18 protein-coding genes are annotated in these 23,001 nt (G+C 36.1%); 8 read left to right on the top strand and 10 right to left on the bottom strand.

Annotated elements, in window-relative coordinates; genetic code table 11:
• The first annotated feature begins 36 nt into the window (after positions 1–36).
• Positions 37–864, top strand: coding sequence for an endonuclease/exonuclease/phosphatase family protein (locus ACL9RH_RS23215; RefSeq protein ID WP_422695704.1), 828 nt, complete (start codon positions 37–39; stop codon positions 862–864).
• 6 nt (positions 865–870) lie between these two features.
• Here the strand turns inward: ACL9RH_RS23215 and ACL9RH_RS23210 are convergent, their stop codons facing one another.
• Together ACL9RH_RS23210 and ACL9RH_RS23205 are read right to left on the bottom strand one after the other, a co-directional pair.
• Positions 871–1,557, bottom strand: a complete 687-nt coding sequence (locus tag ACL9RH_RS23210) for a response regulator transcription factor (RefSeq protein WP_422695703.1) — start codon at positions 1,555–1,557, stop codon at positions 871–873.
• Positions 1,547–2,866, bottom strand: coding sequence for a sensor histidine kinase (locus ACL9RH_RS23205; RefSeq protein ID WP_422695702.1), 1,320 nt, complete (start codon positions 2,864–2,866; stop codon positions 1,547–1,549). The genes ACL9RH_RS23210 and ACL9RH_RS23205 overlap by 11 nt, the downstream gene beginning before the upstream one ends.
• Positions 2,867–3,026: 160 nt before the next feature.
• On the opposite strand from ACL9RH_RS23205, the gene ACL9RH_RS23200 reads away from it, so the two are divergent.
• Positions 3,027–5,396: an outer membrane beta-barrel protein gene (locus tag ACL9RH_RS23200; RefSeq protein WP_422695701.1), complete on the top strand. Its 2,370-nt coding sequence runs from the start codon at positions 3,027–3,029 to the stop codon at positions 5,394–5,396.
• Between the two features lie 222 nt (positions 5,397–5,618).
• A complete protein-coding gene (locus ACL9RH_RS23195; protein ID WP_422695700.1) occupies positions 5,619–7,484 on the top strand; it encodes a M1 family metallopeptidase in 1,866 nt (621 codons plus the stop codon).
• Positions 7,485–7,571: 87 nt separating this feature from the next.
• Here ACL9RH_RS23195 and ACL9RH_RS23190 read toward each other — a convergent pair whose 3' ends face one another.
• The 8 genes from ACL9RH_RS23190 to clpB all read right to left on the bottom strand — a co-directional run bounded on the left by ACL9RH_RS23190 (position 7,572) and on the right by clpB (position 16,913).
• Entirely contained in the window at positions 7,572–8,963 is a 1,392-nt protein-coding gene (locus ACL9RH_RS23190; protein WP_422695699.1) for a phosphatase PAP2 family protein, read from the bottom strand.
• Positions 8,964–9,055: 92 nt separating this feature from the next.
• Positions 9,056–10,060: a zinc metalloprotease gene (locus ACL9RH_RS23185; RefSeq protein ID WP_422695698.1), complete on the bottom strand. Its 1,005-nt coding sequence runs from the start codon at positions 10,058–10,060 to the stop codon at positions 9,056–9,058.
• Positions 10,061–10,309: 249 nt separating this feature from the next.
• A complete protein-coding gene (locus ACL9RH_RS23180) occupies positions 10,310–10,951 on the bottom strand; it encodes a response regulator transcription factor (protein WP_422695697.1) in 642 nt (213 codons plus the stop codon).
• Complete coding sequence (locus tag ACL9RH_RS23175; RefSeq protein ID WP_422695696.1) at positions 10,948–11,604, bottom strand: sensor histidine kinase; 657 nt, start codon at positions 11,602–11,604, stop codon at positions 10,948–10,950. The genes ACL9RH_RS23180 and ACL9RH_RS23175 overlap by 4 nt, the downstream gene beginning before the upstream one ends.
• A 781-nt stretch (positions 11,605–12,385) precedes the next feature.
• Positions 12,386–12,925: a hypothetical protein gene (locus ACL9RH_RS23170; protein ID WP_422695695.1), complete on the bottom strand. Its 540-nt coding sequence runs from the start codon at positions 12,923–12,925 to the stop codon at positions 12,386–12,388.
• A 162-nt stretch (positions 12,926–13,087) separates the two neighbouring features.
• Entirely contained in the window at positions 13,088–13,240 is a 153-nt protein-coding gene (locus ACL9RH_RS23165) for a hypothetical protein (RefSeq protein ID WP_422695694.1), read from the bottom strand.
• Between the two features lie 89 nt (positions 13,241–13,329).
• Positions 13,330–14,220, bottom strand: a complete 891-nt coding sequence (locus ACL9RH_RS23160) for a hypothetical protein (protein WP_422695693.1) — start codon at positions 14,218–14,220, stop codon at positions 13,330–13,332.
• A 98-nt stretch (positions 14,221–14,318) separates the two neighbouring features.
• Entirely contained in the window at positions 14,319–16,913 is a 2,595-nt protein-coding gene (gene clpB, locus ACL9RH_RS23155; RefSeq protein ID WP_422695692.1) for an ATP-dependent chaperone ClpB, read from the bottom strand.
• Between the two features lie 278 nt (positions 16,914–17,191).
• Between clpB and ACL9RH_RS23150 the strand changes: the two genes are divergently transcribed.
• The 5 genes from ACL9RH_RS23150 to ACL9RH_RS23130 all read left to right on the top strand — a co-directional run bounded on the left by ACL9RH_RS23150 (position 17,192) and on the right by ACL9RH_RS23130 (position 22,933).
• A complete protein-coding gene (locus tag ACL9RH_RS23150; RefSeq protein WP_422695691.1) occupies positions 17,192–18,325 on the top strand; it encodes an ATP-binding cassette domain-containing protein in 1,134 nt (377 codons plus the stop codon).
• Between the two features lie 5 nt (positions 18,326–18,330).
• On the top strand, positions 18,331–19,776 hold the full coding sequence (locus tag ACL9RH_RS23145; RefSeq protein WP_422695690.1) for a hypothetical protein: 1,446 nt from the start codon (positions 18,331–18,333) through the stop codon (positions 19,774–19,776).
• A 5-nt stretch (positions 19,777–19,781) separates the two neighbouring features.
• Positions 19,782–20,360: a TetR/AcrR family transcriptional regulator gene (locus ACL9RH_RS23140; RefSeq protein ID WP_422695689.1), complete on the top strand. Its 579-nt coding sequence runs from the start codon at positions 19,782–19,784 to the stop codon at positions 20,358–20,360.
• Between the two features lie 171 nt (positions 20,361–20,531).
• Positions 20,532–21,848 carry a phenylacetate--CoA ligase family protein gene (locus ACL9RH_RS23135; RefSeq protein WP_422695688.1) on the top strand — a complete coding sequence of 439 codons (1,317 nt, stop codon included), beginning with the start codon at positions 20,532–20,534 and terminating at the stop codon, positions 21,846–21,848.
• Complete coding sequence (locus tag ACL9RH_RS23130) at positions 21,848–22,933, top strand: 2Fe-2S iron-sulfur cluster-binding protein (protein WP_422695687.1); 1,086 nt, start codon at positions 21,848–21,850, stop codon at positions 22,931–22,933. The genes ACL9RH_RS23135 and ACL9RH_RS23130 overlap by 1 nt, the downstream gene beginning before the upstream one ends.
• Positions 22,934–23,001 lie beyond the last annotated feature (68 nt).

Here is a 23,001-nt window from a genome sequence, read left to right as displayed (position 1 = left end):
AAGCCTTATTTTTGTCTCTTACTGATAAAATAACATATGAATTTCAGACTTTCAATGATGTTCCTCGTGTTTTTTGCATGGGGATTTTCACAGGACTTTACCGTAATGAGTTTCAATATCAGACTGAATGTAGAATCTGATAAAGAGAATGCCTGGCCACAGAGAAAACAGGATGTTGCCGATTTATTAACATATTATCATCCCGATTATTTCGGTGTTCAGGAAGCACTTCCAGAACAGATGAAAGATATCAAAAACGGATTGAAAAACTATGAGTACATCGGAGTGGGAAGAGATGACGGAAAAGAAAAAGGAGAATTTTCTGCTATTTTTTATGACACCAACAGACTGGATGTTGTAAAATCTGGAACGTTCTGGTTATCTGAAACTCCCGAAAAACCTTCAAAAGGATGGGATGCTGCATTGAACAGAATCTGTACATATGCTATTTTCAAGGATAAGAAAACAAAAAAAGAATTCCTGGCCATGAATCTTCACTTTGATCATATAGGAAATGTGGCAAGAGTAAAATCTTCTGAACTAATCCTGAAAAAGATTAAAGAACTTAACCCTAAAAATCTTCCGGTAACGTTGAGTGGAGACTTTAACCTTACAGACGATTCTGAACCTATAAAAATTCTTTCTCAGAATATGAAAGACAGTTTTTACCATTCGGAAACCAAGCATTATGGCCCTGTAGGAACCTTCACCGGGTTTAATGTGAATGAAGTACCCAAAGAAAGAATTGACTATATTTTTACCCAAGGATTCAAAATAAAGAAACACAGACATATCAACGACAGAAGAGAAAACCTTCTCTATCCTTCGGATCACTTTCCGGTACTTGTGAATCTTTCCCTATAAAAGAAATCAAACAGTTGGAAAATCAACCTCAAATCCAATTCCTCTCAGGGATTGGATTTTTACTTCCTCATCATTACTGAAGTATTTTCTGAGTCTGCTAATGAATACATCCAGACTTCTTCCTGTAAAATAATCGTTGGTCTCCCAGATATGATCCAGAATATTATCCCTTGTGATCATTGTATGATTATGTTTCAGAAGGTACAGTAGAAGTTCCTGCTCACGGGCAGTCAATCGTACATTACCATTGGGATGGGAAAGCTGAAGCTTCTGGGTATCCAGTTGATACTGTCCGATTTTTATATGAAGATCTGTGGTTACAGGAGCCGCTCTTTTTAATATATTTTTGATTCTTAATACCAGTTCCTCAGGATCACAAGGTTTGGGAATATAATCGTCTGCTCCTATTTTCAATCCGGTTAACCGGTCAATTTTCTGATTTTTTGCTGTTAAAAATAATAGGGGGAACCCATTTCTTTCCTTTAAAATCATTTTAGCGAGTGAGAAACCATCAATATTCGGCATCATGACATCCAGAATACCGATGTGGAAATTAAAATCTGTAGAGATGAGGGTGGCAATATCCTGAGGATTCTGAAACCAGCTGACTTCAAAATCTTCCAGTTCCAGATATTGTTTCAGGATCATCCCAAAATCCGGATCGTCTTCTGCCAGAAGAATTTTAGTTTTCATAAGGAACTGATATTTTAAAAGTACTTCCCACACCACGCTGGCTGGAAACATCTATTTTACCTTGATAATTTGAAATAATCTTTTTTACAAAATAAAGCCCAAGTCCAAGCCCTTTGCTGTTATGGATATTGTTGCCCTGGATTCTGTAGAACTTTTCAAAAATATTCTTTAGTTCACTGTTTTCCATGCCATTTCCGTTATCGGAGATTTCAATTTCCAGGTGATCAGAAAGGTTTGCTATATTTATATTGATATCGGAAGCTCCATATTTTACACTGTTTTCACATAAGTTTTTAATCACTGTTTCCATGAGATTTTTATCAAAAGGAAGTTCTTGTGATACTTTATTTTCAAGCTTGAATTTGTTTTGAGAATACGTAAAAGCAAGATCCTGAATAAAGAAACTCCAGTCTTCCGGTTGTACAGGACTCATTTCATCGGGTATTTCATCCTTATGAAGCTGATGCATCAGGCTTTCCAGTCTTGAAATCTGTCTGTCTATGAGAGGAAGAGTCTCTGGGCGCATTTCTTTTTTCAGGGTTTTTGAGGCAATTTTTAATGTGGCAATAGGCGTTTTGAATTCATGTGAAATATTATCCACAACGGTGTGGAGAACTTCTACCTGTTTCTTCTGTTTAATTAAATTTTGAATGGTGAAAATATAGAGCAGAAGGACACTGCCCAGCAAAAGGATGCAGCAGATTATTAATAATGCCAACTCTTTAAAAACGATACTTTTAATATTCCGGATTTCAAAATCGCTCTGGCTGGTGATGAAAAAGATATCTCTTTTTTCAGGCGTTTCTATCCCTTTGGTTTCTCTTGTGGATGAGGTTCTCCAGGTTCCGGTACTGGATACTTTAGGCTTTTTTACCGGGTCTTTTGTTTCAAAAATGGTGATTGGATTGCTAATCACCTTAACGCTATCCGGAAGATGAATGATTGAGGTGTATCTGATCCTTGCGGAAATTTGATATCCATCTTTTTTGAGACGATCATTGATGTAATTGTTCAGTCTTTTACTTACTTCTTTTCTATCCTCAGAAAAATGTCTTATAAATTCTTTTTTGCTGATCTCTTTATTATAGTATCTGATGATAATCCGTTGAAGCGTATCACTTTTTACCTCTTTTGCGTCATGAATATTCTCCAGCTTATCAGAATAATTTGTGAGCTGATTATTTACAGAACGGTAAATGTCTCTTTCTTTCACCTGATAGGTTTTATACATAAAATATGCCTGAATTCCCAGAAGAAGCAGGAATAATGTAGAAAAAAGGAGGATAAGATGTTTGCTTTTGGATACCATTGAAACAAAGATAATGCTTTAAGAATTTTCTGAAAACAGTATTTGGACATTAACCCTGCGTTAACCTTCCATTAACCGAAATTCTCCCTTTCAATACAGAATTTTGCAATGTAAAACAAAACGAAATTTTGTTTTGCTTCATAAAAAAACATTCATCATTATGAGAAAAATTATTCTTTTTCTGTGCTTTCCGGTGTTGATACTTGCTCAGAAACAAAAGCTGACAGGTACTATTGAGAATGCAGAGAATGAAAAACTTTCAGAGATAAAAATTCTGTTATATAATTCACAAAATGAATTGGTCAGAGAATTGAAAAGTGATCATAACGGAAATTTTATACTGGAAGGTATTTCGGAACCAACAGTAAAGTTGGTGGTAAAAAACAAAGGATATTCTTTGTACGAAAAGACGTTGGATCTTGAGAAGCCCGACCTTTTACAGATTGTTCTGAAAAAAGAATCTCAGGAAATAGAAGAGGTTGTAATGACTAAACGAAAACCATTGGTAAAAAGAAAGATCGACCGTCTTGAATTCAATGTCGAAAATAGCAATATCTCTTCTCTGAACGCCTGGGAAATTTTAAAAAATACCCCTAATGTCAGCGTCAGTAATAATGCGCTTACCGTAAAAGGAAGCACAGGTATTCTTGTTACCATTAATGATAAAAAGGTAATGCTGACTGGAGATGAACTTAAGAATCTTTTGGAAAATACACAGGGTGATGAAATCAAATCTGTAGAAGTTATTACCAATCCTCCGGCGAAATATGAAGCCTCAGGAAGCGCTGTTCTGAATATCGTCATGAAAAAGAACAAAATTGAAGGCTATCGTGGTATTGTATCTTCCAAATATGTACAGACACAATATGCAAAAGGAGTTTTTGGACTTTCGCAGTATTATAAAAAGGATAAACTTTCCGTTATGGGAAGCTATTATAAAGGCTTGGGAACATACTACCGGGAAGGAACAGACTATGTCAACTATCCGGAAAGCCAGACCCGATGGGTAAGTATGATGAATAGGAAGGATAAAAACACTAACCAGAATACCCTGAACTTTAATGTAGAATATGAATTGGACAGTTTGACCAATTTGAGTCTCAACTATTCAGGGTATTTTTCTCCAAAATCTTACGGAACTTATGATGTTCCTACTCATATTTTGAACAGCCAGGATATTGTTGAATCTGAATACAGAACAATCAATGATCATCGTTCACGCTCTATCAACAATTCTTTAAGCTTTCAGGTAGATAGGAAACTGAATAAAAAGAGCAGCCTGTCGTGGATCAATTATTTTACAGGAAATAATGCCGACAAATATCAGAATGTAATCACCCATTTGAACTTTGCCGGAGAACTGTCGCGAGAAGATAATTTTATCACCCAAAACAAAGCTGATGTTCAGTTGTATTCTACCCAATTGGATTATCAATGGAAAAATGATAAACTGGAATTTGAGTCCGGAGCCAAGTATAGTTTTGTGAAAACCAACAGTCAGCTCGATTTTTCAGATAATGAAAATGGACAGCTTCAATACAGACCAGAAAAGAGTAGTATTTTTGATTATAAAGAACACAATTTTGCTTTATATTCTTCACTTTCCTACAATATTGGAAAATGGAGTTTTAAAGGAGGGCTTCGAGCGGAGAAAACAGCTCTCGAAGGAATTGTTTCTGAACCTTATGAACTTAATAAAAACGATTACTGGAAGTTTTTCCCTACTTTTTATGCACAATACACTACCGAAGATAAACAGGAATTTGGGTTCTCCTATGGAAAGAGAATCAGCAGACCATCGTATTCATGGTTGAACCCTGCAAAATCTTACTACAATCTGTTTTCCTACTATCAGGGAGATCCAAAGTTAAAAGCGACCATTGTTCATAATCTTAATTTGACCTATTCATGGAAGAATTGGAATCTGGATTTTTATTATCGAAAAGAAATCTACCCATCAATGGAAATCTCATATCAGGAACCAAGTACTAATAGCCTTATTTATCATTTTACCAATATTGAAAAGGGAGAAGCATTTGGACTGAACCTCTATAAGAACTTTCAGATAAAACCGTGGTGGAATATCATCGTATCCGAAAATCTGGAACATAACGAAAATTACTTTACCGGGATAGACAGTATGCTGTATAAAAATAAAGTCTGGAATTGGAATTCTACTATTTCTACAAGTTTTACATTGGATAAAAACAGTGACTGGAAAATGGAAATAGGGCATCGCTACTACTCTCCGGGAATACAGGGAACTTTCAGAATTTCTTCTAACTGGTCAGCGTATTTTGTGATGAACAGAAAGTTTTTCAATAAAAGATTGGAAGGCAGCCTCATCGTCAATGATATTTTCCGAAGCACAAGGCAGAAAGTCAGTACAAAATATGCCAATCAGGATAATTATTTCCTGGATTATATGGATACACAAGGATTTACGCTTTCGTTGAAATTTAACTTTGGAAATCAATCCGTAAAAAATGTGAAAACAATTAAAAAGGCTGCAGAACAGGAACGGTTATAAATGCGGTATTAATCAAATTAAAAACAGAACTGTTTTTCCAGTAATTTTTGTGATCACTTTAGATATGCAAATTATGATATTTTGTTCTTTATATAGATTTACAGTAAAAAATAATTAGGGAATTTAATCAATATGAATTTTCATAAAACATTATTATAAAAGAATTTAAATTCTAATGTCACATTTTCGCTATTTTTGATACCTATCTTAAAAAAGAGCGTTATGAAGAAAATTCTTTCCGGAATGCTGATGGTTGTCTCGTTGCTGCAGATCTCCGCACAGGAACTGTATATACCAAGAAATATAAAGAAAGCCTTTGATAAAGGAACACGTGATATTTCTGGAGCGCCAGGCAAAAACTATTGGCAGAATAAGGGAATTTACAATGTAGAAGTGAAAGTGGATGCAGGTACAAAAGTGGTTTCGGGAAAGGAAATCATTACCTATACCAACAACAGTCCTGATAATCTTAATGAACTGGCAATAAGATTTGTGAATAACCTTCACAAGCCGCAGTCTCCGAGATCAGGTTTTGTTTCCAAAGATTTTTTATCCTCAGGACTGAAAATTAAATCTTTCATCGTAAATGGTGAGAAATACGATATCAATAGTGACGATTGGGGAACGGTTGAAAAAGTGAAGCTGAAATCTGCTTTGAAAGCAAAATCCAAAGCCGAGGTTAAAATAGAGTGGGAGTACCCTCTTTCCGTACAAAGTGGGAGAGAAGGACAGATCGATTCTGAAACTTTTTACGTAGCCTATTCTTTCCCAAGAATATCGGTGTATGATGACTATAATGGATGGGATATGCTTCCTCACTCGGACAGACAGGAGTTTTACAACGATTTTAATGATTATAATTTTACCATCTCAGCCCCTAAAAACTATGTGGTTTGGGCAACAGGTGATTTTCTGAACCCTGACGTTGTATTGCAACCGGAATATCTGAAAAGATATAAAGCTTCTTTGAAAAGTGACCAGGTAATGCACATCGCCTCCGAGCAGGAAATGAAATCGGGTAAAGTAACAAAACAGAATAAATGGAATGTGTGGAAATTTAAAGCCAATCATATTACAGATTTCTGTTTTGCAATGAGTAATCATTATGTTTGGGATGCATCAAGTGTTCAGCTGAAAACAAAAAGAGCCAGCGTTCAGGCAGGATATAAAAACGGAGCAAAAGATTTTGAACATTATGTAGAGTGGATGCGCTATAACCTGGATTGGTTTTCCAAAAACTGGCCGGGAGTAGAATATCCTTATAATGTAATGACTGCCATTCAGGGATATGCTGATATGGAATATCCAATGATGATTAATGATACCAGTATTCCTGACGATCTGCGGGATGCAAGATTAACCGCTGATCATGAAATTGCCCATACGTATTTTCCTTTCTACATGGGAATTAATGAAACGAGATATGCTTTTATGGATGAAGGCTGGGCTACGACATTAGAATATCTGATCGGAATTGATGAAAATGGAGAGCAGGCTGCTAAAGAATTTTACAAAAATTTCCGTGTGAAAAAATGGATCACTGACCCTTCTGCGGAACAGGATCAACCTATCATTACCATGAGTACACAGGTAAGTGGTGCAGGGTATGGGAATAACTCTTATGTAAAGGCTTCTTTATCTTACCTCGCTTTGAAAGATTACTTGGGTGATGAATTATTCAAGAAAGCATTACATCATTATATGAATAACTGGAACGGGAAGCATCCTGTGCCGTGGGATTATTTTAATTCGATGAATACGGGAGCGGGTAAAAATCTGAACTGGTTTTTCCACAACTGGTTTTATACCAACAACTATATTGATCTTAAAGTGGCAAGAGCTTCTCAGATGAATGATTTGCTAACGGTGAATGTTGTAAATGTAGGCGGATTTGCCATTCCGTTTGATGCCATAATTTCCTACGAGGATGGAACGATTGAAAAACTTCATTTTTCTCCTTCGGTTTGGGAAAAAGATCAAAAAATGACAGATTTGGCTATTCCTATTAAGAAAAAGGTAAAATCTGTGAAATTGGACGGAGATCTCTTTATGGATTATACTCCGGAAGATAACAGCAAAGTTTTATAACATTAAAAAAGCTCTATCAAATGGATAGAGCTTTTTTGTTTCACCTATAAATTGTTTATTTCTAAATGAAAGTATTTTAAAAATATCTTAGAAATATGCTGTCAGTCGCAATCCTAAAGTAAAGTAATTGATTCTTTCCTTGGCAATTAAGTTGTTGAGTTCATTATCCAGTTCTTCGCTCTCTTCAACGGTATCACTAAAATGATAACGGATGGAGGAATTGATTTGGTTATACTCAGAATATAGCGTAATTCCCAATTCTGGATTGAATTTGTAAGTAAGAGCAGCACCCGTGTTCCAACGGAAAGCTGGTTTGGGTTTATATCTGGCTATGGGAAGTTCATGCGTGGAAGAATCAATATTATCACTTTTGATGAAAACTTTTCCACTCGCCGTAGCAGAATATCCCGCAGTGGCTTTGAACATGATCTGCCAGTTGTCTGAAAACTCATGAGAAAAGTAAGGCCCAACACCTGCTCCAAGAAATCCTAAAGATTGTGTAATGATACTGTAGTCACCAAAACTTTCTCCATTTTCCAGAGGAACTCTCAAAGGCTTGATCGGGAAGCTGCTGAAGCTTAAATCTCCACCTACACCCCATTTTTTTGAAAAGAAATAAGCACCTTCTAATCCTCCTTCAAAACCAATTTGCTTTTTATCATCCAGTTCAGATTCTTTAAGGAAGTTGGTTGTTCCAAAAGCGGCTCCCATTTTTAAAGCTAAAAAGGATGGGTTGTCATTTCCTTCAATCTTAGATAGAAATCCTAAATTGTCACCTTTGTTTTTGTAAATCTTATCAATAAAGAAATATCCTAATTCTGTAGATAAAATACCAATTCCTGCACCGGCAAGTACATCGGGAATCCAGTGTCTGTTATTTAAATTTCGTCCCAATCCTGTAAGAGCAGCACTTCCGTATCCGGCAATGCTATAGGCGGGATTCACCATTCCATATTCTTTATGAAGGAAGCTCGCATTGGTAAAGGCCATAGCGCTGTGACCTGAAGGAAATGAATTGTTTTTAGAACCGTCCGGACGCTCAACTTTTGCTGTATATTTGATAGAATTTACCAATATAGCCATAATCACCAAACTGGTTCCGTAAGATAGAGTAGCTCTTCCAATATTGTTCCTTCCTTTTACGCCTGCCAGTTTTAATCCATAAACAGTGGCGGCGGGAGCGTATTGGAGATAGTCATCATATTTTGCTTTAAAGGTGGGAAGATATCGATTGCGGACTTCCCGGATGTTTTCTTTTTCACCCCATGTAGCGGCTGCCGCCGTAAAAAGTATGGCTGGAGCTATAGACTTTTTTACCCATTCCTTTTTCATAAAAGGAGTTTTATCCTGAACAATATTAATATTGTCTGAGCTGATTGCTGCCAGATCTTGTTGTAGATTTCGGGACTGGATAGTGTCCTGAGCTTTATAACAGTATAAATGCAATAGTATTCCTGATGCTAATGCTAGTTTTTTCATTCGTAGTGACCCTCAAGTTTAAGTGGCGTAAAAATATAAAAAAAACCTATCCCAACTTGGAATAGGTTTTAAATATTTAAAAAATGTTAATTTTAAAGTACTCTTAATCCGGATCTTGCGCCTGAAGAAGCTACTACTGACTGCATTCTAGCTTTTTGTCCTGCAGAGAACATGAACATTGCACCATCATCTACATAGTCCATATAGTTCATAAACATAATAGATCTTGATACACCGCTACATGTATTGTACTGAGGATACACAGGTTTTCCATAGTTCGCTGTAGTTTGTGTAGGAGTATCGCTTACAAGATCGTTTCCACAGTTTGCGTCTCCCCAAATGTGTCTTAGGTTAAGATAATGACCTACTTCGTGAGTAGCTGTTCTTCCTAAATTGAAAGGAGAAGAAGCACCTGTTTTACCGAAATAAGGAGCTCCAATTACAACACCATCATTCCATAATCCTGCAGATTCAGGGAAAGTGGCATAGCCAAGGATAGTTTGTCCAGAGCTGGTCATGTTTCCTACAATCCAGATGTTCAGGTAATTGGTAGGATTGGTAGCATCAATACCTCCTGTAGATGCTTTTTTCATACCATCGTTCGTAGCCCAGCTTGTTTTGGTAGTCGATTTTCTTACGGTGTTTACCAGTCTGAATTTTACTTTTGTATCTCCTGAACTTACAGGCTTGAATTCTGCAGGGATTTTAGTGACATCACTGTTTGTACCTGAATAGTCGGCATTCAATACTGCAATTTGTTCAGCAATTCTGGCATCAGAAACATTTTCTGCAGAAGTTCTGTAAAGAACGTTAACAATTACAGGAATTTCTACAGTTCCGTCAGCAAGTACTTTTCCAAGTTTCAGATCATTGGCAAATTTTTCAGTACTGTTTTCCAACGTTGCGAATCTCTGTCTGAGTTCCGGACTGTTTTTTAATGCTTCCTGTCTTATAGCTTCAGAAGCACAACCTCTTTGAACAAGGTTTGAGGTAGTTGATGGCTCATTGGCGGGAGCTTCATTTTGATTCGTAATGTTGTCGCTGTTACAAGCCGACATTACACCGAGCATACAAGCTCCAAACAATAGTTTTTTCATATCGTTAATATTTTAGGTTTGGGGATGTGAAATTATATTATTTGAAATTGATATGCAAATTATTTTACGAATTATTTAATAAATCGTTATTTAATGAGTGTTTTGGTTGTGTTTTTGATATTGTATTTTGATTTATATTGAATTTTAATCAAAAAGTAAAATTTATTTTATATTTCACTTTTTAGTGTATTTTTAAATGTAAAAAATTTCGTATTATTTATATTTCATAGAAAATTTTTATGTGTAATTCTAATTTGCGAAACCATTTTTAATCGCAAAAACAGCAAGGCCAACGCGGGTTTTTAAATCAAGTTTTTCACAAAGCTGATCGCGATAGCTTTCTACAGTTCTTGGGCTGCAGCACATTCTGTCTGCAATTTCTTTATAACTCAGTTCTGTAACCGTGTATTTAAGGAATTCCTTTTCTCGTTCTGAAATCTTTATAACAACTTCAGCTTCCTGATCTTTGGTCAGGTTGGAGAAGATGATTTTCGATGCCCATTCTGGGTAAAAGAAACCATCAGTATTCAATCTGGAAAGTGCTGTTTCCAGATCTTTTGGGTGGGTGTTTTTCAGAAGATAGCCTTTTGCTCCACATTTGATCATTTTAATCACACTCGTGTCATCTCCCTGCATACTGAGTGCCATAATTTTAATACCGGGATGGTTTTTTGTAAGCCATGCTGCGGTTTCAAAACCGTCCATAATAGGCATACTGATATCCAATAGAATAATATCAGGAATGGTATTGCCTTCTTCAAATTTCTGGATCAGATCCTTTCCGTTTTCAGCAACATAGATCACCTCAAATTCATTGAAATTACTGATGATTCCCTCTAGTGCTTTGGCAATAAGTACATGGTCGTCAACAATGACTATAGATTTTTTCATGACTGTTTCTTTAAAATGATGTTAAGTGTTGTCCCTTTGTTTTTTTCGCTTTCAAGGCTGAACTGGGCACCAATAATTTCAGCTCTGTTTTTCATATTGGTAAGACCAATGCCGTTGGAGGTGATGTGAGAAGTATCGAAACCGCTTCCGTCATCATGAATAGTAAGTTCCCAAAGTGTTTCCTCAGAAGTGCTCAGTGTAATATAGATATTCTTACAATGAGAGTGTTTTATACTGTTCTGGATAAATTCCTGAGTGATTCTGAGCAACATGTTTTTATGAACAAAACCCAGATCCAATTGATCAAAATTGTGTTTAAAACTTACATGACACTTTTTAAAAGAATTGGTGTTATCCACCTCTTCCTGTATCAAAGTTACAATTTCCTTTTGGTTGATATTATCATCCGTAAGGGTTTTTGAGAGGCTTCGAAGATCTTGTAGGGATTGATTAATAATTTGTGAAACCTGATCAATTCTTTCACTGGCCTCGGATACCTTGTTTTCGTAAAGCATCTGTTGTACATACAGACTTACTAATGTCAGTTTCTGTCCAATATTGTCATGAAGTTCCCGCCCGATTTGTTGCATGGTAGCCTGTTGGATCTCCAGTTGAGTTGCCAAAAGCTCTCTCTGATGAATTTCGTTTTTCATTTCGATCTCATTCAAATACTCTCTTTTTCGCTGTCTGTAATTTCTAATGTATATAAATACGGCTATTACAAACATCAAAAAAAAGATGTTGAATGAAATAATGGTTATTAAGAGCTCTGTTTTCCCCATATAAATGAACTTGCGAATAAAATATACATAACTGCTCCCGAAACCTGAAAGTATATAAAATAAATATCCCAGATTTCTATGTATTTCCATAGAAGAGAGTTAAAAGTCATGAATGGCTGATTAGCTATATAAAAGAGTGTTACTCCCAGGTTAATATAAAACATTTTGTTTTTACTGAAATTAAGAATCTCAGATGAATTAACCTGCTTATAATATTCCATGATTACCAAAGCCATTAAGAGTAGGCAGCCTATATTATAATTGAAAGAAAAAATTATTTTCTTTTCTGGGAAAAAAAGATCCCTGAGAATATATGTTAAAATATATACGCCCGTCATAATGTAGAACAGCTTTGCTTTCTTTAAAGATTCTTTTGCATACAGCCAATAAAAAAATATAAACTGCAATGGAATCACAAAGTAATTATAAAAAATTATCCTATCTATTTTAAGTGGTTTTTCTCCCCATTTTACAGCGGACTCACATAAAAAAATAAGTATAAGATAAATTGCCAGATATCTCCAGGGTTGCTTTTTTACACGGTTATAATAAATCAAAGAGGTTAAAGCAGCAAATGCTTCACCCCAATACATGAATGACGAAAAAATTTTTTGAATCTCAGTCATACTATTTTTAAGAATATGAATAGTAATTAATAGGATTCACCCGATGGGGGAGATGGTGGAATAAGTGTTCCACTGTTTTCTCCAATTGTTCCGTCGTCATCAGAAGGTCCTATAGGTCCACCTTTTTTGGCTAAGCTTAATCCAAGTGCATTATTACCTCCATTTGCGTTAAGAGTATTAAAGTCACAATGATCTTCTTTACCATTTTCATTTGTTTTTTTCAAAGTAGGTATTAGTACCAATGTATGCTTCTCTGCATATTCTTTAGGCACAGGATGAGAATCCATAATGTTCCAGTTTTCAATTTTTGGATATGAAGCGTAATAGAATCTGATTCCAAGATCTTCTTCTTTAACCTCTGGATTGGTTTTTTGAGCTTCTTCTTCAATCGTGGCAATAAATTTTTTCAGTTTTGGAAGATCAAACCATATAGAATGGGCGTCTTCTATCCCTAAATTAGTGTTGATGGCATTCAGGTGATTTTGACGATAATTGTCAATCAGATTCTTAATAAGGCTGGTTGACATTACCCCCGGTTGTTGTGGATTGTTTGATTCTGCATTCATAGCTTAGTTGTTTATAATATACATCTCAGTTAATATGCAAATTTCGTAAAAAAAAATAGGATTAAATAGGGAATTTCCCTGATTGTTTTACCGTGTTTTTACGGATTGTACAGAAAAGGTAAACTATGAAAAGAAAAACCGGAGATTTCTCCGGTTTTGGTCTTAGATACATGGATATCTTTTGGGATCCCTGCAAACCATTCCTGTTGAGCAGCAGAGTCCATTACGGCAGTTCATATTCTCATCACACATAGCCAGAGCAGGAATTAATCCGCCTTCGATTTTCTTTAAATCCTTTCTTTTTAATTTTTTCATACTGATTTTGTTTTAGTTAGTGATCAAATGAAAGATAAATATAACAATAATTCACGGCTAAAAGATATATTTTTAAAACAAATTAAAAACTACTCAATAATCATTGTTTGATTGATGCTGATTAATTGTGCAGATGGATCTTTAATTTTAACATTAAGGATGTATCCATTTGTCATATATTCCAGATACCATAATTTTGTTTTATTATATTCTTTACCTTTATAAGCAGTGATTCTTGCTTTTTTCAGGTTGATTTCGATCACATTTTGAATTTCAGTATCATTAAGGTTTGGATTGTTTTTTTTGTAGCTATCCATCAAGTATTTTTTTCCCAATACAATACCTGATTGTATCGCCTGATCTTTTGATAATTTAAATTCTGTATCCCAATTTACGGTCAGCAAAAGTTTTCCATTAGCATCATACTCCCTTGAAATGCCCGTATTTTCTCTAGATGGATTTAAACCTGTGTCCGTTATTTTCAAATGACCATTTTGGAAGTATTGATTTTCGGTGATATATTTTTTATTCTTTACAATCTCTTTATAGCCATTTTTTTCAAATACACACTGTATTTCTAATTTCTTATCCGTGAAAATCTCTAATCTTGAATCATTGGAAAGATAAAAATAGTATCCTTTCTTTTTAAGGGTAAAATAGGCTTGTTTAAGGTAAACGTGTGTATTGGATTCATAAGCTTTTACCATCTCATCTGTAATTTCCGACGCAGGAGTTCCCCATTCTATCAAGCCTTGCTTTAGTATTTCGTACTTTATGGCGGTTACACTGTCTATTTTTCTTTTGGAATAATACTGTTGATCTTTATAAATTATATCGTCATTGCCGCTGTTTACTGCATTGAGATATTCCCCGCGCATTTTCTTATAATCATTGAGTGTGAATGGTGACTTTGCTTCCTTTTGTGCCTTGGCTAAACATGATAGGAAGAAGAAAGTAATAAGAAAGAGTTTTTTAGGCATTAGTATTATTTTAGTGTAAAAGTATATAAAAAATAAGTGCTGCAGATCTCTCTACAGCACTTACCCACAAAAAATAATGTATATGAAAAAAAACTATTTTATTGTTCCGTAGGTCGGAAAACCAACCCTGTTTCTACGAAGTAATCTAATGTGATCCTGTCGCCATCATTCACATTTCCGGCAAGGATCTCTTTAGAAAGCTTGTTTAATACTTCCTGTTGGATTACTCTTTTCAATGGTCTGGCTCCGAAAGCAGGATCATATCCTTTATCCATCAGATAATCTACCGCATCCTGAGTGAAAGTCATAATAATGTTTCGTTTTGCTAACATATCATTGAAGCCTCTCAACTGATACTGAACGATTTTTCCGATTTCTTTTTTTCTTAAAGGCTGGAACAGTACAATTTCATCAATTCTGTTCAGGAATTCCGGACGAAGTGTTTGCTTTAAAAGATCAAAAACTTCATCTTTTGTTTTATCCACAATTTCATCCTGATTTTCCTCAGTAAGATTTTCAAAATTTTCCTGAATCAGATGTGAACCTAAATTCGAGGTCATAATAATGATTGAATTTTTGAAATTCACCACACGTCCCTTATTATCTGTCAGACGTCCATCATCTAAAACCTGAAGTAAGGTGTTGAAAACATCCGGATGTGCTTTTTCAATTTCGTCTAAAAGCACTACGGAATAAGGTCTTCTTCTAACCGCTTCAGTCAATTGTCCGCCTTCATCATATCCTACATATCCCGGAGGGGCTCCTACCAATCTTGAAACACTGTGACGTTCCTGATATTCACTCATATCAATTCTGGTCATATTGTTTTCATCATCGAATAAGAATTCCGCCAATGCTTTTGCCAATTCGGTTTTACCTACTCCGGTTGTTCCCAGGAATAAGAATGATCCGATAGGTTTTTTATCATCACTCAATCCTGCTCTGTTTCTTCTGATAGCATCTGCCACTGCCTGAATCGCTTCATCCTGTCCTACAACTCTATGGTGTAGTTCTGCTTCAAGATTCAGTAATTTATCTCTTTCAGACTGTAATAATTTGGTTACAGGAATCCCTGTCCATTTAGCAATCACTTCAGAGATATTTTCTGCGGTAACTTCTTCTTTGATCAGCTCATTTTGATGATTCTGCATTTCAAGTTCAACCTTAGCAAGTTCATCTTCTTTTTCACGGAGTTTTCCATATTGGATCTCTGCTACTTTGGCATAATCTCCAGCTCTGGAAGCTCTTTCTGCTTCATGTTTCAGAGCTTCTATATCTTTTTTGATCTGGGTAAGATCTTCACTTTTCTGTTTTTCTTTCAGCCATTTGGCATTGATCTCATTTCTCTGTTCAGAAATTTTAGCAATATCTTCTTTGAGATGATCAATTTTTGTCTGATTGCCCTCTCTTGAAATGGCCGCCAGTTCAATTTCCAGCTGCATCAGTCTTCTGTCCAGAACATCCAGTTCTTCCGGTTTGGAATTGATTTCCATTCTTAGTTTTGCAGAAGCTTCATCAATAAGGTCAATCGCTTTGTCCGGTAAAAAACGGTCTGAAATATATCTTTGAGACATTTCTACCGCAGCAATAATTGCCTCATCTTTAATTCTTACCTTGTGGTGAGCCTCATATTTATCTTTAATCCCACGGAGGATAGAGATTGCAGATTCAGTATCCGGTTCTTCCACCATTACTTTCTGGAAACGTCTTTCTAAGGCTTTATCTTTTTCAAAATACTTTTGATATTCATTCAAAGTAGTGGCACCAATGGCTCTTAATTCTCCTCTTGCTAAGGCTGGTTTTAAGATGTTGGCTGCATCCATTGCTCCTTCACCACCTCCGGCTCCTACCAAAGTGTGAATTTCATCGATGAAAAGGATAATCTGTCCGTCAGATTTGATCACTTCATTCACAACAGATTTTAAACGCTCTTCAAATTCGCCTTTATATTTTGCACCGGCGATCAAAGCTCCCATATCTAATGAGAATAACGTTTTATCCATCAGGTTTTCAGGAACGTCCCCGCTGATAATTCTGTGGGCAATTCCCTCGGCAATGGCTGTTTTACCTACACCCGGTTCCCCGATTAGGATAGGATTGTTTTTAGTTCTTCTGGAAAGGATCTGTAAAACCCTTCTGATTTCTTCATCACGCCCGATTACAGGATCCAGTTTACCTTCTGCTGCTAACTCATTGAAGTTTTTAGCATATTTATTTAAGGATTGATAAGTTTCTTCTGAACTTGCAGAAGTCGCTTTGCTTCCTTTTCTTAATTCTTTGATAGCACCTTCCAATAGATTTTTGGTTACGCCCATATCTTTCAGCATTTTGGATACTTCAGAAGTGGTTTCCAAAAGAGATAGCCATAAATGTTCAATCGTTACATATTCGTCGCCCATTTTCTTAGCGATGTTGGGAGCATCCAACAACACTTTATTGGCAGATTGTGAAAGATAAATGTTTCCTCCCTGTACTTTAGGAAGTTTCTCTAAATTTTCACGGTTGCGCTCTCTTACTAAATTGGCATCTGCTTCAGATTTTTTTAATAAGAAAGGCGATATATTTTCATCCACCTGGAAGATACCTTCAAGGAGATGTTGAGGTTCAATACTTTGGTTGCCCAGTTCCATAGCAATCTGTTGTGCTGCCTGGATGGCTTCCTGCGATTTTACAGTATATTGGTTTAAGTTCATATTTTATATATTTTTGGTAATGGTTCGTATTAAGTTTAGCTTTAAAAAACATCAAGAAACCAAATTTTAAGGCTCAGTTTCTTAATGCCATCAATTATTTAATCATTTATTCGATGACTATATCGCAAAAACTGTTCAATTATTAAATTTATAAAAAAATAAGACATAATTTCCGGATTTGCTATTTTTGATGTAAGATTAACTTGACAAAATTTCCGGTTTTAATATTGTGGAGGGAAAACAATTATTTAATATCTTCTCAGCCGAAATAAAAACCGATGAAAACGTTTCAGGAACATACAGAAGAAGTGACGGATCAGATCAGTTCCGGAAATTATGATCATGCATTAAAGCGAATCATCGACTTTACGCTTGATACGGAAAAGATTACATTTTATAAGAAGACTAATGCATTTCTGAGTTGGTACGATTCCCATCAGCATTCCGAAGAAGTTTCCGGAAAATTGAATCAGCTGTTCTCTGAGATCATCGCCGAATTGAAACAGAAAGAACCGGCAGATCGTCATATTCTGACCACCATGAACAACTGGGAGAAGAGATATTCTGATGCTTTCACATTGGGACCGCTGAATCTTGAGATCAGAACAGGTGAAATGGTAGGGCTGGTAGGAGAAAACGGAAATGGAAAAACAACGCTTCTCCGTTCTTTGTGCGGTGAGCTTAAAGAAACCAAAGGTGAACTTTACTTTCTCTTCCCTCATACAGATACTTATGATCTTCGTTCGAAGCTGATCTATATTCCGCAGCGTACTTTGTCATGGAGAGGAAGTCTTCTTCAGAATCTTTTATTTGCTGCAGCATCATATGGCTATACGTCTGCTGAATGCGTAGAAATTACAGAGCTGGTCATTGCGAGGCTGGGGCTCAGAAAATTCAGGGAATACGCATGGAAAAACCTTAGTTCAGGATATAAAATGAGATTTGAACTGGCCCGGATGCTTTTGAGAAAACCTAAGATTCTTCTGATTGATGAGCCACTTGCGAATCTCGATATTATTGCGCAGCAAACGGTTTTGGAAGATCTCAGACAGATCGCAGATTCTCCTTTCCGTCCTTTGGCAGTAGTGCTTAGTTCACAACAGCTTTATGAGGTAGAGAAAAATTCCAACCAGATTATTTTCCTGAAAAACGGTAAACAGCAGGATCTGAACAGGAAAGAGACAAAATCTCTCATTATAGAATTCGAAACAGATGAAAATAGTTCTGATCTGAAACGGAAACTTTCCCAACTTCCTCTTCATTCTCTGGAGCAGAACGGAAGTACGTTCGTGGCGGTGTTTGATAAAGAAATGAAACGGGAAGATTTTATCAGGTTCTGCTTAGAACAGGCAGTCAATATTGTTTATTTCCGTGATATTTCAAAATCCAGCCGGGCTTTCTTCTTAAAATAGATCGTATGTTTAAAAAAATAGATACAGCATTACTGCTTCGTTTTCCACTGTTGTGGAATACCAAACTTCCTTATATGATTCTGATAGGACTGTTATTTCATGTATTGGCATTTCTTACAGGTTTCTGGTTTCAGGATTTTGGGAAGGATCTGCATAACAAGGATTTTTATTTTTATACGAACCGGGATCTCGCTACTGTAGGAATAGGAATTATAGGATGTATCATTGTTCTTGTATGGTTTATGTTTTATATCAGGCACAACGCATTCAAATCATTTTATCCTAAAAAGACGAATGACCTTTTTAAAGAATGGTTGTTCGTATTGATTATGCTGAGCTTCTTTACAATGGCGTTTTTTACCGTGAAGTATGGAGGCAGATACGCAGCCATGAATGTTTTTTCGCAGGAAGAATTGAAAAAGAATGCTGAAATTGCCTATAAAGGAAGGTTGCTCCTGCTCAATGATGGCAATTCGAAAGAAATACAGCAGGTCGTTCCGCAAAAAGATCAGCCGGACTCTATGACTTATACCGCAAATAATGATGTTTTCGAATACAAAGGCAGGCTGTTCCCATGGAAAAGTATGATTGCTAATCATGACTTTGAAATATATTATTCCGGGAGTGATCTTGATTCTTTATATACGGATCAGGTAAGAATGCTTTATTATAAAAGTGATTCTGTACAGATCAAAAAAACACTGGATGAATATTTTTCTCTGCTCAAAGAACATCATTTAAAAACCAATATTAGCACTTCGTTATGGTTTAAATATTTTTATAATGAGCCTTCGTTTGTTTCAGAAGTATACATTGATGATCGCAGTGGGTATGCTGCAGCTGATCCATCTGACGAATTTTATGATACAAAGCAGTTTTATGTAGATTCATACATTCTGAAAGATTATTATGGAAAGATCATTAATAGCAGAAAATCAAAGATATTTGATGATGAGCAACTTCTGGTATTGGTGTATCTGGCGCTCAGTTTATCTACTGTTATTATTGCATTCAGGGTATCTACTTTACAACAGTGGGTGATTTCTCTGATTACGGTATTGTTGCTGGTTGTTTTGAATGCAGGGCTTTTAGGGCTTACCGGTGACTATTTTACGGACTTTAAAAATTTTTTGATAGCTTTGTTTGCGGAATTACTCATTTTTCTGTTGCTTGTTTTTGTGGCTAAAAACCGGAAAAATCTGTCTGCGATAGCATTAAATGTACTTGTATTAGGTTTTCCATTTGTGTTCCTTTGTTCGGCGGCGGCATTTTACAAAGTATTTATAGATTTGCGGGACCGTGAGCTTGAAATACCTTACAGACAATTGGAGTTTTATTCCCACAACAGTTTTTTAAGAGATGCAGCAATCGTGAATTTCATGATCATTTTTATTGTACTGCTCTTTTTATTGAGATTAATACGGAATCGTAAAGCCCTTCCAGGTAACTGAGAAATATGGAACTAAAAGAAAAACAAAGAAAAATATTAGAGGTAGCAGTAGAACTTTTCAAAGAGAAAGGGTATATGGGAAGCTCGGTAAGAGATCTTGCTACAAAACTCAATATCAAAGCAGCCTCACTTTATGCCCATATCCGTTCAAAAGAAGAAATTCTGGAATGGATCTGTTTTGGTATTGCCCAGGAGTTTTTCGATGAGCTTCAGGAAGTAAAAAATACCGATATTACCCCAAGAGAAAAACTAAATCTCTTGCTGGATAAGCATTTATCTGTTGTTCTTAAAAACCGGGATGTTACCCATATTTATTCTAACGAATGGAAGCATCTTGAAGAAAGGCTTCCCGAATTTGTAGAATTAAGGAAAAATTATCAGCAGGAAGTTGAAGAATTGATTTCTGAGATCTACAAAGCTGAAAACTGGGAACTGAAATCGCCATCATTTACCACAAGATTTATCCTTCATACTCTAAATAATTCCTATTTCTGGTTCAAAAGAAGCAGTGATTCTACTGATGAAATTACCGATGAAATAAGAGATAAAATTCTTTTCGGTCTGCTGGGAAATCAGCATTCATAGCCTTTATCAAAGAAAATCATTGATACATTTTACTTTGTATTTTGTACGATAAAAACATTTTAGCTTTTATCTCGTTATTTAGAATCATTCAAAATGTGACAAAAGTCATAAAAATTTTGCCAGCTTCCAAAATCTTTTTAAATTTACACCTAACAAATGTTAGTTAGTTTTATGGATTTTTCAGTTGAATATCTGGAGCTGGGTCAGTTGAGACAGCTTCAATCCGACCGGTTGATCAGCCTGATCAGCTATTTGGGAGAGAAGTCGGAATTTTATAAAAAGAAATTTGATGAATTGCAAATATCTCCGCAGGATATAAGGTCGATTGAGGATATCGCTAAACTTCCTATTACTTACAAACAGGATTTAAGAGATAACTACCCATTCGGGTTGTTTACCGTTCCTAAAAGTGAACTTCAACGTATTCACTGCTCAAGTGGAACCACGGGAAAACCAACTGTGGTAGGATATACCAAAGAAGATGTAGACCTTTTCAGTGAAGTGGTGGCAAGATCTTTACATGCAGCAGGCGCAAGACCAGGAATGCAGTTGCACAATGCTTATGGTTACGGAATTTTTACAGGAGGTTTAGGACTTCATTACGGAGCTGAAATGTTAGGAATGAGTGTTCTTCCTATTTCCGGAGGAATGACGGCCAGACAGGTGGATCTGATTGTAGATTTTAAACCCGAAGTGATTTGCTGCTCGCCTTCATACGCTTTAACAATTGCAGACGAGTTTGCAAAAAGAGGAATTACTGCGGACGAAATCAGTCTTAAATATGCAGTTTTAGGTTCAGAACCATGGACGGAGATCATCAGAGGTCACATTGAAGAAAAATTAGGGGTACATGCAACCAATATTTATGGTTTAAGTGAAATTATCGGTCCGGGAGTTTCCATGGAGGATTTTGAAGAGAAGGGAGGGGCTTATATCTGGGAAGATCATTTCTATCCTGAAATTTTAGATCCGGTGACCAAACAGCCGGTTCCTTTCGGAGAAGAAGGCGTATTGGTGATTACTACTTTAACCAAAAAAGCAATGCCGCTTTTACGTTACTGGACCAATGATATTACAAGTCTTTACTACGATGAAAATGCCAAAAGAACCATGGTGAAAATGAAACCCATCGTTGGCAGAGCAGATGATATGCTGATCGTAAGGGGAGTAAATGTATATCCAAGCCAGATCGAAGATGCTTTTTCTTATGTAAAAGGAGTGGTTCCGAATTACTATTTGACTCCTGTAGAGAAAGAGCACATGTGTATCGCTTTGGATATTGATGTGGAAATAGACGATGAATTGGTAAAAACTCAGAAAATAGAAGCCAATACCGATGATTATTTTAATTTTGTCGGAAATTTTGGAAAAAATATAGAAAACGAAATAAAAAAGAGGGTAGGGGTTACTACGAAAGTAAAAGTTCATGCTCAGGACAGCCTGCCAAAGTGCGAAGGTGGAAAAATTAATAGAATACTAAAAAAATAATGAATTCATTTTATAAACTTAAAACAGTTAAAGTTCAGAAAGATACTTCCGAAGCAGTGAATGTAGCGGTGGAAATCCCTGAAGAACTGAAAGATAAGTTCAGGTTCAAACAAGGGCAGTATCTGAATTTCCGAATGATGATCAACGGAAACGAAGAAAGACGTTCTTACTCTATCTGCAACGCTCCAAGTGAAAAAAGCAATACGCTGGAAGTATTGGTGAAATTGCTTGAAGGCGGAAAAGTATCAGGGTACTTCAATGAGCATCTTCACATGGATGAAGTGCTGGAAGTAATGCCTCCAATGGGTGGATTCAATACTTCTTATCACCCTACAAACGTAAAAACATACGTAGGTTTGGCGGCAGGAAGCGGAATTTCCCCTGTTTTATCCAATATCAAAGAAAGTCTTTATCAGGAACCGAATTCAAATGCTTACTTGTTCTACAGCAACAGAAGCATGAATCATGTCATGAAGAAAGCCGAAATTGATAAGTTGGTGGAAACTTTTAAGGGCAGATTGAAAGTTGTTTATTTAGTAAGCCGTGAAAAACATGAAGACCCGATTTTTGAAGGAAGAATTTCTCCGGAAAAACTGGATTTACTGTTTGAAAGGTATACAGATATTGATGTAAAAGAAGCTACCTTTTTCATTTGCGGACCTTCGGAAATGATTAAGGGGATTGCAGACTATCTGAAGAAAGATAAAAAAGTGCCTGCTATTCAGGTTCTATTTGAATATTTCACCGCTCCGGATGAAGAAAATACGGAGGAAATGAGTGATGAATTCAAGGCAATTGCCAATATTGAAAGTATGGTAACGGTAATCATTGATGATGATGAATATTCGTTCCACCTTAATTCTAAAAAAGAGAGTATCTTAGATAAAGCATTGAAAGATCAGCTTCCGGTTCCTTTCGCTTGTAAAGGAGGCGTTTGCTGTACGTGTAAGGCGCAGGTTCTGGAAGGAGAAGTTTTCATGGAGAAAAACTATGCACTTACCGAAGAAGAAGTAGCCAGAGGCTTCGTTCTTACCTGCCAATGTCACCCTACAACCAATGTGGTGATGCTTAATTATGATGTTTAAGAAGATTTGAAAATGAGAAAATGTATCAATTTGAAAATGCTATTATCGTGTTTAAATTTTCAAATTGC

The organism is Chryseobacterium sp. Mn2064 (assembly GCF_049319685.1).
GTDB lineage: Bacteria > Bacteroidota > Bacteroidia > Flavobacteriales > Weeksellaceae > Chryseobacterium.
Note: the sequence above shows the minus strand (reverse complement) of the source record. Positions and strands in the feature narration are given on the sequence as shown.

What these genes read in the sequence shown, in the direction of transcription:
- ACL9RH_RS23160 (WP_422695693.1), bottom strand. Translation starts at nt 14,220, where the DNA reads ATGCCTAAAAAACTCTTTCTTATTACTTTCTTCTTCCTATCATGTTTA.
- ACL9RH_RS23195 (WP_422695700.1), top strand. Translation starts at nt 5,619, where the DNA reads ATGAAGAAAATTCTTTCCGGAATGCTGATGGTTGTCTCGTTGCTGCAG.
- ACL9RH_RS23205 (WP_422695702.1), bottom strand. Translation starts at nt 2,866, where the DNA reads ATGGTATCCAAAAGCAAACATCTTATCCTCCTTTTTTCTACATTATTC.
- ACL9RH_RS23130 (WP_422695687.1), top strand. Translation starts at nt 21,848, where the DNA reads ATGAATTCATTTTATAAACTTAAAACAGTTAAAGTTCAGAAAGATACT.
- ACL9RH_RS23200 (WP_422695701.1), top strand. Translation starts at nt 3,027, where the DNA reads ATGAGAAAAATTATTCTTTTTCTGTGCTTTCCGGTGTTGATACTTGCT.
- ACL9RH_RS23175 (WP_422695696.1), bottom strand. Translation starts at nt 11,604, where the DNA reads ATGAAAAACGAAATTCATCAGAGAGAGCTTTTGGCAACTCAACTGGAG.
- ACL9RH_RS23185 (WP_422695698.1), bottom strand. Translation starts at nt 10,060, where the DNA reads ATGAAAAAACTATTGTTTGGAGCTTGTATGCTCGGTGTAATGTCGGCT.
- ACL9RH_RS23210 (WP_422695703.1), bottom strand. Translation starts at nt 1,557, where the DNA reads ATGAAAACTAAAATTCTTCTGGCAGAAGACGATCCGGATTTTGGGATG.
- ACL9RH_RS23170 (WP_422695695.1), bottom strand. Translation starts at nt 12,925, where the DNA reads ATGAATGCAGAATCAAACAATCCACAACAACCGGGGGTAATGTCAACC.
- ACL9RH_RS23140 (WP_422695689.1), top strand. Translation starts at nt 19,782, where the DNA reads ATGGAACTAAAAGAAAAACAAAGAAAAATATTAGAGGTAGCAGTAGAA.
- clpB (WP_422695692.1), bottom strand. Translation starts at nt 16,913, where the DNA reads ATGAACTTAAACCAATATACTGTAAAATCGCAGGAAGCCATCCAGGCA.
- ACL9RH_RS23145 (WP_422695690.1), top strand. Translation starts at nt 18,331, where the DNA reads ATGTTTAAAAAAATAGATACAGCATTACTGCTTCGTTTTCCACTGTTG.
- ACL9RH_RS23165 (WP_422695694.1), bottom strand. Translation starts at nt 13,240, where the DNA reads ATGAAAAAATTAAAAAGAAAGGATTTAAAGAAAATCGAAGGCGGATTA.
- ACL9RH_RS23190 (WP_422695699.1), bottom strand. Translation starts at nt 8,963, where the DNA reads ATGAAAAAACTAGCATTAGCATCAGGAATACTATTGCATTTATACTGT.
- ACL9RH_RS23215 (WP_422695704.1), top strand. Translation starts at nt 37, where the DNA reads ATGAATTTCAGACTTTCAATGATGTTCCTCGTGTTTTTTGCATGGGGA.
- ACL9RH_RS23150 (WP_422695691.1), top strand. Translation starts at nt 17,192, where the DNA reads ATGAAAACGTTTCAGGAACATACAGAAGAAGTGACGGATCAGATCAGT.
- ACL9RH_RS23180 (WP_422695697.1), bottom strand. Translation starts at nt 10,951, where the DNA reads ATGAAAAAATCTATAGTCATTGTTGACGACCATGTACTTATTGCCAAA.
- ACL9RH_RS23135 (WP_422695688.1), top strand. Translation starts at nt 20,532, where the DNA reads ATGGATTTTTCAGTTGAATATCTGGAGCTGGGTCAGTTGAGACAGCTT.